Genomic DNA, 12,386 nt, shown 5'->3' on the forward strand with positions numbered 1-12,386 from the left:
TATGAAAAATAAGTATTGTTTATTTATTGCGGCATTTCTGTCGGTGCTGTTTGCGCCTGTCGTAAAAAATCATGCTCAGGAAAATATACGCCTGAAAGTAGTGTCTTTCAATGTCCGTTCATTTGAACCCGATTTCAATATTGCTCCTTATGCCGAAGTCTTGCGCACGCTCGACGCTGACATTATTTGTTTGAACGAGGTCGAAAACAGGAGCTCGCGGATGCAGTTGAATGGCAAATACAGGGATGTGGTTCAGGAACTGGGCAATCAGCTTGCCATGTTCGGTATTTTCGGCTATTCTTATAATCTGAGCAACAAAGACGGCAAACTTCCGGAAACGGATTATACCTTCTCCGAGAATGAACTTTATGGAAATGCCATTCTGAGCAAATATCCGGTTATGAACTCACTCTCTCTTCAGTTGCCGCGACCGGCTTCTTCCGCCGACCAGCGCAGCGTGTTGGCAGTCGATGTCTTGTTGTCGCCTTCGGTTCAAATCAGAGTCGCAGTCAGCCATTTGGATCATGTGGGAGGCCGGATGGAACAGGTGAAGGTACTCGTTTCAGACAAGATTGCGGATACTCGTACTCCGGTCATTCTGGCGGGTGATATGAATGCCGGACCGGGTTCCGGTGAACTGACCGAGCTGTTGACCAAATTCGAACGACTCGATGGTGACGAAGGGACTTATGAGGGAATCTCCAAGATTGATTATATTCTGGGGAGTAAGGCGCATTGGAAATTGGTCGGCAGCAAAACCATAGCTCCTTATGATAAAGACGGTAAGGAGTTGTCCGACCATTGGATTCTTTACTCTGAAATAGAATTGATAAAATAACAAAAATATGTCGATATGAAAAAACGCTTTTTATATATTTTTGCTCTGCTGGGATTGAATGTCGCAGTAACAGTCTCCTGTATCAAGGAGGAGTGGGGGGTTGGCAATGTCAATCAGACAACCAATCAGAACCAAGATGGCTGGAATAAAAACAAGACCATTCAGGTTTACTATCTGACCACATTGGCGGATAAGGGAGTTTATAATATCGCACCGGTTTCCGACTTCTTTAACAGTAAGGGAAAGGCATGCGGTCTTGGAGTGGTAGACAGAACAGACGTACAGATGAATTTATACAATGTATCCACCGATTTGGCTTTTTCTACCGCTCGTTTTTCTTGTTACGCCTTGAATCGAATGATCTCCGAGGGAGGAAGCACGGCATTTGAGGGATCTACCATCTTGTTCAATCATAAGATAAATTCCGAATATAGTTTTAAGGTGACGGACGATTGCTTCTTGAAATATGTACCGGTTCAGGTCGCTTCAATCGCGGCTGACCCCATACTTATCCCGGTGCCGTTTACTACCGTGCGATTCGATTCAAAGAAACAGATTGACGCCGCGGAAATGGCGTTCAAGACTTTGTCCGGTAATGCTTACGAGGGACTGGTTATAGGAACGGTCAAGACGGATTTGTTGGAACCGCTTAAAGCCGCGGCGGAGCGGATTACCGATTACACATTTACGGAAGTGACCAAAAATGCGGATACCGAGTATTCCATATTTATGTTAGGTAAGAAAACATGGGTGCTGCGTGAAATGACAAAAACCTCTGTAGACAGCGATTTGAACGCATTCTGTTTGTCCATAGAGGCAAGCGTCGAATAAACCGATGAGTATTCCCGCAAGGATTGGCTTTTCTTAGGAATGTGCCGATCCTTGCGGAATTTTCTTACCTTTGTCTCCTGTAATAAAATCATGTTAACGAACAAATGCTTTAAACTGATAGCCGGATGAAACCGCGGTTTGCCATTTATACTTTCATTCTATTCTTGGTTAGTGCTTGCACTTTTACCGAACAATCGCCCGTTGATTATGTAGATCCTTTCATCGGTACGGGTTTCCATGGACATACCTATCCGGGTGCGACAGTCCCTTTCGGAGGGGTACAATTAAGTCCTGATACCCGCGCCGGAAATTGGGATGCTTGCGCGGGATACCATTATGAGGATACAACCCTCAAAGGGTTTTCGCATACACATCTGAGCGGAACGGGATGTATCGATCTGGGCGACATCTTATTCCGTCCCACCACTCAAAGACCTGACTTAACTGCGGAAGGGAGCATTTGCCGACCGGCGGCTTTCTCCCACAAAGACGAAAAGGCTTCACCCGGATATTACTCGGTGTTGCTGAAAGATGAAGGGATAAAGGCAGAGTTGACAGCGACCGCTCATGTCGGTATGCACCGATATACTTTTCCATCCGGAAAACCAGCCTCGGTTGTCATTGATTTGGCTCACCTGCTTGATAATGAAACCATTTATGAAGCTTGTTTAGAACAGACATCTTCCAATGAGATTGCGGGAATGAGGAAAACCGGAGGCTGGACGGATAACCAATATGTTTATTTTGTCGCCCGGTTCTCGAAACCTTTTCAATCCGTCGGTTTTGTGAAAGATGGAAAGATGATTTCTGCCGAGTCTGAATTGACCGGCACGGACTTGCAGGCAGTTCTTACGTTTGACGACAAAGACCGTGAACCCGTTGTCGCTAAAGTCGGACTATCCATCGTCAGCACGGATAATGCCCGTGAGAATCTCGAGGCTGAAGTGAAAGATTACGATTTTGACAACGTGTGCGCTGCCGCCCGCGGCGCTTGGCGACAGGCTCTTTCAGCGATTACCGTGGAGGGTGGAAGTACGGAAGAGTTGAAGAACTTCTATACCGCTATGTATCATGCGATGGTCGTGCCGAATATTGTGAACGATGCCAATGGTGAATATCGCCGGCACAATATGGAGGTGAGGCGGTTGGCGAAAGGCGAAGTGCAATACTCCACTTTCTCTCTATGGGATACTTTTCGTGCGTGGAATCCCCTGATGACACTGCTCGATACTGCACTGGTCAATAATATGATCCGTTCATTTCTCGATATTTACGATGCTTCGGGCGAGCTGCCTGTCTGGCCGCTTTCTGCCGGAGAGACAGGTACCATGATCGGATACCATTCGGCTTCTGTTATCGCAGATGCCTACTTGAAGGGAATCAGAGGCTTTGATGCTGAAAAAGCCTTGCAGGCCATGATGGTTTCATCCGGGAAAAACAAAAAAGGAGCGGATTACTACATCCAACACGGTTTTATCCCATCCAACATCAAGAAAGAATCCATTTCCTGTCTGCTGGAGTTTGCATACGACGACTGGTGCATCGCACGTATGGCACAGGCAATGGGTAAAGAGGATGTTTACCGTACCTATATAGAGCGTTCTCAAAACTATATCAACGGTTTTGATGGAGCCACTCGTTTTTTCCGCCCCAAGCGGATGGACGGGAATTGGGAGATGCCATTTAATCCCTTGGAGGTGGGGCGTGCTTATACGGAAGCCACTGCTTGGCAATACCGTTTCTTTGTCCCGCACGATGTAAACGGGATGATGCAATTGTTTGGCGGCAAGAAACAATTTATTGCCGCACTCGATTCCATTTTTACCATGGAGGCGGGAGTAGAGGGTGATCTGGCGGATATTACCGGTCTGATCGGACAGTATGTACATGGTAATGAGCCGAGCCACCACATCGCTTATCTGTACAACTACGTGGGGCAACCGTGGAAAACACAGGAGATGACGCGCCGATTGCTCCATGAAATGTACAAGCCTACACCCGAAGGAATCATCGGTAATGAGGACTGCGGGCAAATGTCAGCTTGGTACATCCTGTCGGCTTTGGGATGTTATTCCGTTTGTCCGGGAAGCAATGAGTTTGTACTCACCACACCTTTGTTCGGGAAAGCGACTGTTAAGTTGGCGAATGGAAAGACACTGACCATCCTTGCCAATCATCCGAAGAAAAACAACTATATCAGTAAGGTGGAACTCAACGGCAAGCCCATAGACACTAATTTTGTTACTTACGAGGAATTGATGGCGGGCGGTGAACTCCGTTTCACCTTGACTGATTCGCCTGACCGAAACCGTGGCGTTTCTCCATCGTCTGCTCCCTATTCTTATACACGAGAGAAAGTGGTATCCATCCCTTACGTAGACAAAGACTTGAATCTCTTCATGGATCGTGTCACGGTTGCCTTGTCGACTGCTACCGAAGGAGCGGAAATACGCTATACGCTGGATGGCAGTGAGCCTACCATCTCTTCCCCGCTTTACACCGGACCGTTCGAGGTCGACCATACCGTAACGGTGAAAGCCCTCGGATTCAAAGAGGGATTCCGCCCCAGTCGTATCCTGTCTATCGAAGCCACTAAAGCAGAACTGAAAGCCTGTCTCTCGGTCAATCCAACTCGTCACGGTACCGTATATCAATATTACGAGGGAATTTATCAGCGGGTGGCAGACATGGAATCAAAGCCTTTAAAGGAAACCGGTATTCTGCCCGAGCCTTCCATTGCGGGTGCTAAGCGGGCAGATCACTTCGGATACATCTTCTCCGGACTGATCCTTGTTCCTGAAGATGGCGTCTACACCTTCCAAACCCGGTCGGATGATGGTAGTGTCCTCTACATCGACAACCAACGCGTGGCGGATAATGACGGTTCACATGCCGCCATCCCTGCTACCGGACGTATTGCCTTGCGGAAAGGTTTCCATGCCTATAAACTCTATTATTTTGAGGATTATGAGGGCGAACACCTCAGTTGGGCTTGGCAACTGCCATCCGCCAATGAGTTCACGCCCATTCCGGCATCGGCTTTGTATCTGAAATGAGGCGGATAAAGGGCTCGAAGAAACTGTAATAAACGAATAAACAACTCATATCAACCATGAAAAAAATAGCTTTTTTATCTGTATTGATTTTCGCTGCGTCATGCGGTGAGGTGAAACAGAAGCAGACTGTAGTATCTGAACCTATCAACGTGATGTCGTTCAACATACGTTATGATAATCCCGAAGACAGTCTGGATAATTGGGAATTCCGAAAAGAGCGTGCCGCCACTGCCATTCTTTTCTATGATGTAGATGTGCTGGGAACACAGGAGGTGTTGCATAACCAGCTGGGAGACCTCAAGCAACGCCTGCCGGAGTACGAAGTCGTAGGCGTAGGGCGTGAGGACGGAAAGGAGAAAGGGGAATATAGCGCTCTTTGGTATAAGAGGCACCGTTTCGATTTGCTCGATTCGGGCTCTTTCTGGTTGAGTGAAACGCCCGAGATTCCCGGCTCTAAAGGATGGGATGGCGCTTGCGAGCGTATCGCTTCATGGGCGAAACTGAAAGATAGGACCTCCGGCAAGGACTTTTTTGCTTTGAACACTCATCTGGATCATGTGGGTGTCGTGGCGCGACGCGAAGGAGTCAGCCTCATACTGGACAGAGTGAGTCAATTGAGTGGCGGACTACCGGTGATTGTCACGGGAGATTTCAACTCGGAGCCGGATTCGGATGTTATCAGGCACGTGACTGATCCTGCTAATCCGAAGCATCTGACGGATGCTCGTCTGTTGGCGCCTGTTGTTTACGGTCCGGCATGGAGTTTCCATGATTTCGGAAGGATTCCTTATCGGAATCGTTCGTTGATCGACTATATATTCGTTGGCAATGGGTTCAAGGTGCTTAAATATGGCGTGTTGGCCGAAACGGAGAATGACTCTTTCCTGTCAGACCATGCACCCGTTCTTGTGACAGTTGAATAAGGGGCTTAAATCGTATAAAGTATTTCTTTGATAGCTAATGATAAAAACAATAACCATGAAGAATATGTGGAAAGGCTGCATATTGGCAGTATGGACCGTTGCGTTATTGCCGGCCTGTGTATTTGCGCAAGAGCGTCGTGATAAGGAACAAACGTATGTGTTGGACCATCCGTATGAAGTAACCAAGATAGCGCCGCCGAAAGGAAAGAAAGTCAAAAATGTAATTTTGATGATAGGGGACGGCATGAGTCTCATGCACGTTTATTCGGCATGGACTGCCAACCGTGGAAAGTTGTACCTGGATAATTGCCAGGCCGTTGGGCTTTCCAAAACTTATTGCTCCGATAAACTGGTTACAGATTCCGGGGCGGGTGGTACTGCGTTGGCCACCGGGCACAAGACCAATTATCATGCCGTAGGGGTAGATACGGAAGGGCGTCCCTTGAAATCGTTGGTGGATTATGCTGCCGCAAAAGGCAAGTCAACAGGCATAGCAGTGACCTGCCGTCTTTGGGATGCGACTCCTGCCGACTTCTGTTGTCACAATAAAGATAGGGATGCCGAAGCGGAGATTGTGACGGATTATGTGAATTGTGGCGTGGATTACGCTTTTGGCGGTGGCGCCAAGCTTTTCGAGAATCGCGCAGACGGTCGCAATCTGTTTGAGGAACTGCGTGCCAATGGTTATCAGACTCCTCGCAGTTGGGAGGAATTGGTAGCCATAAAGAGCGGAAAGGTCTTTGCTGTTCCTTATCCGGTAGATACCCCGCTTCCGGCAGAACGCGGTGACCTCCTCGCGCGCGCTTCGCTGAAAGGCATTGAGTTGTTGAATCAGAACAAGAATGGCTTCTTCATGATGATAGAAGGATCACAGTTGGACGATTACGGACACTTTAACGACCTTGACTTGTTGATGCAGGAAACGCATGACTTCGACCGTACGATTGGCGCTATCTATAAATGGGCTGCCGAAGATGGAGAGACGTTAGTGATAGTGACAGCCGACCATGAAACCGGTGGACTTACGCTGATAGACGGTGACTTGAACGAGGGTAAGATTGTGTGTAAGTTCTCTACAGGCGGCCATAGTGGCGTGATGGTTCCGGTCTATGCCTTTGGTCCCGGAGCCGAAGAATTCACCGGTATTTATGAGAATACTGCCATTTGCGGAAAAATAAAGAAATTACTCGGTCTATAAATACATAAACAACTATTTCCCATGCTGAAACATATCCTAATCACCGGCTTGATAACCTGTTCCCCGCTAACTGTCCTGAATGCCCAGAACAATGATACGCCGGGCAATTATAAGCTACCTTATAAAAACACATATATCAAGGAGCCTTTAGTCACTGAGAATGAGTATCGCGTGGCCAAACCGGAGACGATAAAACCAAAGAGTTTCGCGGAAGCCCGGCAAATATTGCCTAATCCCATTTGGGCGGGGCATGCGAAAGAGCTTGAAATGTACTGGAGGGCATGGGAAATAGCTATTGGAAACATTCGTGCTCCCCAACCCGGATCGGGTTTCGTATCGAGTTACCTCGATACGGCGTACAATGGAAATATCTTCATGTGGGATTCTTCATTTATCCTGATGTTCGCCCGTTACGGCGCCCGTTTCTTTCCTTTCCAGCGTACACTGGATAACTTCTATGCCAAGCAACATCCCGATGGCTTTATCTGTCGGGAGATCAAGGCGGACGGTGCAGACTGTTTCGAACGATACGATCCCACCAGTACAGGACCGAACCTGATGCCTTGGTGCGAGATGGTCTATTATCATCAGTTTGGTGACACGGAACGTCTGCACAAAATATTCCCCGTGCTTTGCGGATATTACAAATGGCTTAAACTCAACCGCACTTGGCGAAACGGCACTTATTGGTCCAGCGGTTGGGGGACAGGTATGGACAACATGCCGCGCGTGCCCTCCCAATACAATCCGATCTATAGCCACGGCCATATGATTTGGTTGGATACCAATCTGCAACAACTCTTCACCGCCAACCTCCTGCTGGAAATGGGATTCTACCTGGAACGCTGGCAGGAGATTGAAGATTTGGAGACCGAGGCACAGATGTTGGAAAAATACATCCGGGAGAATCTGTGGGATGAAAAAAGCGGATTCCTGTATGACCGGTATGCCGATGGCAGCCTTTGCCAAACCAAAGGCATCGGTGCTTTCTGGGCCTTATATACCAATGTGCTTGACACTGTCCGAATGGATTGCTTGGTGAGAGAGCTGGACAATCCCACCACCTTCAAACGCGAATTCCGTGTACCATCACTCTCTGCCGATAATCCCAAATATAAAGCGAATGGACGCTATTGGCAAGGAGGAATCTGGCCCGGAACGAACTATATGGTCATGCGGGGACTGATGAGAAAGGGCTATCGGAAGATGGCGCGGGAGATTGCACTCAACCATTACGGTCAAGTGTTGCAAGTCTATAAAAAGACCGGAACCTTCTGGGAATATTATGCTCCCGAAAGTGCCGAACCGGGCTTTATGGCTCGCAAGGAGTTTGTCGGTTGGGCGGGGCTTCCACCCATTGCCGAGCTCATTGAGTTTATTATTGGTATCCAAGGAGACTATGCCAAGCAACAAATCGCTTGGGATTTGAACCTGACGGAAGCCAACGGCATCGAGCGATATCCCTTCGGTCCCGATGGCATGATCACCCTCAAGGCGGCAGCCCGTCGTTCCGCTACCGATGAACCCCGCATTACGGTAGATACGAATGTGGCGTTTGAATTGCTGGTACGTTACGGTGAGAAAGAGAAAAAGATTCAGGTTACTCCCGGTAAGCATACCTATTAATTCTTGTATACAATATGATAAGGAAGATATGTCGGATGGGCTTTTTGTCACTTTGCCTCTTCGCTTGCGGAGGCGGGCAACAGGTTGAACAGGCGGATTGCCCCATCATCCCCCTGCCCAATGAAGTGAAGATAACGGGGGGCAGCTACACCCTACAGGGTGAAACAACCATATCCCTGCCCGACGGTGAGGCTCCGCTGAAAGTGTTCCGCTATCTGGCAGATGCCTTAAAGAACACTGCCGTATCTCTTAAGCGGGTGGCACTCACCGAACAGGCTGCCATCACTTTCCGAACCGACAGCACGATGGCGGACGAAGCTTATATGTTGGAAGTTACCGCTGATGGCATCACTGCCCGCTCTAATGCTACGGGAGCCGGGCTGTTCTATGCCGTTCAGTCGCTGTTGCAGTTGATGCCGGTAGAAATATGCAATGCCGCTGTGCAGTGGAAAACTCCCATTGAAATACCTGCGCTCAGCATTACGGATGCGCCCCGCTTTCCGCACCGGGGAGCCATGATGGATGTGGGGCGTAACTTCCTGCCCAAGGAAGAGGTGCTGAAGTTTCTGGATTTGATGGCGGTGTACAAACTGAATAAGTTTCATTTCCATCTGACGGACGATCAGGGATGGAGGATTGAAATCAAGAAATACCCGAATCTGGTAGAAGTCGGTTCGCGCCGTAGCCGGACGCAGATCGGTCACAGCGATTATTACCATCCGCGTCGTTTTGACGATAAAGAACGGCACGGATACTACACGCAGGAAGAAATCAGAGAGATTGTGGCATACGCTGCCGATCGTTTTATCACCGTCATCCCTGAAATAGAGATGCCCGGACACTCCTCCGCCGCCTTGGCTGCATATCCGGAACTCTCCTGCGGATTGGGAAAGACGTATGTGGTGCGCGACTACTTCGATGTGTTTGATGAAGTCTATTGCCCCAAAGAGAACACTTTCACTTTTCTGGAAGATGTGTTGACAGAGGTCATGGAACTTTTCCCGAGCCACTACATCCATATCGGGGGCGATGAATGCCCCAAGAAAGCATGGAAAAAGTGTGAGCATTGCCAGGCTCTGATGAAGCGGGAAGGGCTGAAGGACGAGGAGGCGTTGCAGAGCCGGTTTATCCATCGCATGGAGCGGTTTGTCAACAGTAAGGGACGCGACATCATCGGATGGGACGAGATTCTGGAGGGGGGACTGGCTCCCAATGCCACTGTAATGTCTTGGCGCGGTGAAGCCGGAGGCATTGAGGCGGCCCGTCAGAGACATAAAGTGATCATGACACCGGGCGATTGGTGTTATTTCGACCACTATCAGGAGAGTCCCGAGTTTGCACCGCTTGCCATTGGAAGTTTCCTTCCGTTGGACAGTGTATATGGGTATAACCCGCTTCCATCGGCATTGAACGCTGAAGAGCAGTCGTACATCATCGGTACACAGGCGAACATTTGGGGAGAATATATCCCGACACCCGAATATTTTGAGTACATGGCTTTTCCCCGTCTGCTTGCCATGGCTGAGGTGCAGTGGACCCAACCCCGGCATAAGAATTTTGAGAAATTCTCCCGTCGGCTGGACAAAGAGTTCGGACGGCTGGACCGCCGTGGAGTCAATGCCTGCCGGAATTTCTATGAGGTTCACTTTGCCGGAGCTTGGAATACCAATCAGAACCGATATGAGGTGACACTGCGAACCTATGCTCCCGATGCTGAAATCTATTATTCGCTGAGTGATTCGGCGGTGTCTCCCGTCGCCTCTTTACGTTACGGAGAGCCGGTGGAGCTGTCGGCGGATGCCACCCTTTATGCGGCTGCCTATCGAGATGGTAAACCGTTGGGAAAAGTCACCCGAAAATCGTTTGCCGTCAATAAGGCTACGGGAGTTTCTTACGAATCACGACCCGTGCCGGAGGAAAAGGTCAATCGTGGCACCGGTCTGACGGATGGGGTACGGGGATATGCGCGGGACTTGCGCCGTTGGTCGATCTATGATAAAGACACCGTTGAAGTGACAATCGATTTAGGCAGGGAAATGCCCGTAACGAAAGTGGCATTCGCTTCTCTGTGGCGTCCTTACGACCGGCTTTGGCCCGTCCGCGGGCTGGAAGTCCTTGCTTCATCGGACAGGGTGGCTTTTACTCCGGTGAAAAGCCGGGCATTCAATTACGACTATACACCAACGGAGGCTACCCGTTTCCCCGTAGCACTCTCCTTGCCGGGTACTACCGCCCGGTATCTCCGTCTGGTCTTTGTGTCGGATGCTCCTTATAAGGGATATTATGGCGAAGGTAATCCGAGCCGGATTGCCCTCGATGAAATTGAGATTTATTAAGAAAAGGAGAGGGCGCGATCGGGAGCTGATTGTACCCTCTTTTTTAACAAATTAAATAGATAAGAATGAAAAAGAACATTACATTATTGCTTTTAGGAGTATGTATGATACTCCCTATCCGGATGCGGGCACAGTCACAGCATCGGTTTGCCTTTAAGAAAGGAGCGTTTACCGTTGCTCAGTTTACCGATCTGCATTGGACGCCTCAATCGGGCCGATGCGCTGAAACCGCTGCTACCATCCGTGCCGTATTGACGGCGGAGTGCCCGGATATTGCCATACTGACCGGTGATGTGGTCACTGCCGACCCCGCTCTTCAGGGCTGGAAAGAGGTGGTAAGCATCTTCAGCGAGGCCAAAATCCCTTTTGTGGTGACAATGGGTAATCACGATGCGGAGTATCTGACCAAGAACGAAATTTACGACTTCCTGCTGCAATCCCCCTATTATGCGGGAGCCAAAGGACCGGAAGGAATAGGGGGATGTGGCAACTGTGTCATTCCCATTTTCGATTCGGATCGGCAGACTGCCGTCAAGTCGCTGCTCTATTGCATCGACTCTAATGATTATCAGCCGAACAAACTGTATGGCGCCTACGATTGGATACATTTCGACCAAGTGGCCTGGTATCGGAAACAAAGCGGGGAATTTACTGCGGCCAACGGGGGTAAACCCTTGCCTGCATTGGCTTTTTTCCATATTCCGTTGCTTGAATATAACGAAATCAGGGGCGACGGAAAAACGTATGGCAATGACAAGGAGGGGGGAGTGGCTTCTTCCAACATCAATTCGGGCATGTTCGCTTCGTTTCTCGAGATGAAAGATGTGATGGGAATATTCGCGGGACACGATCACGACAATGATTATTTAGGTATTAATAAAGGCATTCTGTTGGGCTACGGACGGGTGACCGGTGCCGATGCCTACGGGTCACTGGTTCGCGGTGCGCGCATCATCCGTATGTATGAAAACCGGTTTAAGTTTGATACTTGGATTGCGACTGCCGCCGGACGCGAAACCTCTTATTATTATCCCTCCGGTCTGAATTCTGAAGAGGAGCGTGGCATGACCTATCTGCCGGCTGTGAAAGCCCCTGCCGGGAAACGCCCCGGGGTGAGCTATACTTATTACGAAGGCAACTGCCGGAAGGTGGCTGACATCGACGGATGTACCCCGGTAAAGAAAGGTGAAATGCCCGGTTTCTCCATCAAAGAGGCTGCCCTTGCCGACCATTTCGCTTATCGTTTCCGCACCTTGATCCACATTCCCGAGCGGGGTGTCTACCGATTCTATACCTATTCCGATGACGGTTCCGTGCTTCGTATCGATGGCAAACAGGTTGTGGACAACGATGGCGGACACAGCGCCCGCCGTGCCGAGGGGAAGGTCGCTCTTGAACAGGGATATCATCACCTGGAGCTGCTCTATTTTGAAGATTATATGGGTGAAGAACTGGAAGTCGGCTATTCCGGTCGCAACATCCCGGAGACCGTGTTGCCGGCAGGTATGCTCTTCTTACCGGATTGATGTGTCATCGGTGGCCGAGTAGAAATCTTCGGCCACCGATTGACTATATTTA

The 12,386-nt window shown here is 49.4% G+C and carries 8 protein-coding genes; all 8 read left to right on the forward strand.

Going from position 1 to position 12,386, the window contains the following annotated elements; genetic code table 11:
* The first annotated feature begins 1 nt into the window (after window position 1).
* Window positions 2-838 carry an endonuclease/exonuclease/phosphatase family protein gene (locus AB9N12_RS13225; RefSeq protein ID WP_369892492.1) on the forward strand — a complete coding sequence of 279 codons (837 nt, stop codon included), beginning with the start codon at window positions 2-4 and terminating at the stop codon, window positions 836-838.
* Window positions 839-853: 15 nt separating this feature from the next.
* The gene (locus tag AB9N12_RS13230; RefSeq protein WP_369892493.1) at window positions 854-1,669 is read left to right on the forward strand and encodes a hypothetical protein; all 816 of its coding nucleotides are present in this window, start codon (window positions 854-856) and stop codon (window positions 1,667-1,669) included.
* Window positions 1,670-1,794: 125 nt separating this feature from the next.
* On the forward strand, window positions 1,795-4,725 hold the full coding sequence (locus tag AB9N12_RS13235; protein WP_369892494.1) for a GH92 family glycosyl hydrolase: 2,931 nt from the start codon (window positions 1,795-1,797) through the stop codon (window positions 4,723-4,725).
* A gap of 56 nt (window positions 4,726-4,781) precedes the next feature.
* Entirely contained in the window at window positions 4,782-5,648 is an 867-nt protein-coding gene (locus AB9N12_RS13240) for an endonuclease/exonuclease/phosphatase family protein (RefSeq protein WP_369892495.1), read from the forward strand.
* A gap of 64 nt (window positions 5,649-5,712) precedes the next feature.
* Window positions 5,713-6,846, forward strand: a complete 1,134-nt coding sequence (locus AB9N12_RS13245; RefSeq protein ID WP_369892886.1) for an alkaline phosphatase — start codon at window positions 5,713-5,715, stop codon at window positions 6,844-6,846.
* A gap of 21 nt (window positions 6,847-6,867) precedes the next feature.
* Window positions 6,868-8,472, forward strand: a complete 1,605-nt coding sequence (locus AB9N12_RS13250; RefSeq protein ID WP_369892496.1) for a trehalase family glycosidase — start codon at window positions 6,868-6,870, stop codon at window positions 8,470-8,472.
* A 14-nt stretch (window positions 8,473-8,486) separates the two neighbouring features.
* Window positions 8,487-10,808 (forward strand): family 20 glycosylhydrolase, encoded by a 2,322-nt coding sequence (locus AB9N12_RS13255; RefSeq protein WP_369892497.1) that lies wholly within the window; start codon window positions 8,487-8,489, stop codon window positions 10,806-10,808.
* 65 nt (window positions 10,809-10,873) lie between these two features.
* Window positions 10,874-12,334 carry a metallophosphoesterase gene (locus AB9N12_RS13260; RefSeq protein WP_369892498.1) on the forward strand — a complete coding sequence of 487 codons (1,461 nt, stop codon included), beginning with the start codon at window positions 10,874-10,876 and terminating at the stop codon, window positions 12,332-12,334.
* Window positions 12,335-12,386: the final 52 nt, after the last annotated feature.

The sequence above is a fragment of the Bacteroides sp. AN502(2024) genome, assembly GCF_041227145.1.
In the GTDB taxonomy this organism is placed as follows: domain Bacteria; phylum Bacteroidota; class Bacteroidia; order Bacteroidales; family Bacteroidaceae; genus Bacteroides.

Coding starts and splice junctions, on each gene's coding strand:
- AB9N12_RS13240 (WP_369892495.1), top strand. CDS start 4,782: ATGAAAAAAATAGCTTTTTTATCTGTATTGATTTTCGCTGCGTCATGC.
- AB9N12_RS13260 (WP_369892498.1), top strand. CDS start 10,874: ATGAAAAAGAACATTACATTATTGCTTTTAGGAGTATGTATGATACTC.
- AB9N12_RS13225 (WP_369892492.1), top strand. CDS start 2: ATGAAAAATAAGTATTGTTTATTTATTGCGGCATTTCTGTCGGTGCTG.
- AB9N12_RS13255 (WP_369892497.1), top strand. CDS start 8,487: ATGATAAGGAAGATATGTCGGATGGGCTTTTTGTCACTTTGCCTCTTC.
- AB9N12_RS13250 (WP_369892496.1), top strand. CDS start 6,868: ATGCTGAAACATATCCTAATCACCGGCTTGATAACCTGTTCCCCGCTA.
- AB9N12_RS13245 (WP_369892886.1), top strand. CDS start 5,713: ATGTGGAAAGGCTGCATATTGGCAGTATGGACCGTTGCGTTATTGCCG.
- AB9N12_RS13230 (WP_369892493.1), top strand. CDS start 854: ATGAAAAAACGCTTTTTATATATTTTTGCTCTGCTGGGATTGAATGTC.
- AB9N12_RS13235 (WP_369892494.1), top strand. CDS start 1,795: ATGAAACCGCGGTTTGCCATTTATACTTTCATTCTATTCTTGGTTAGT.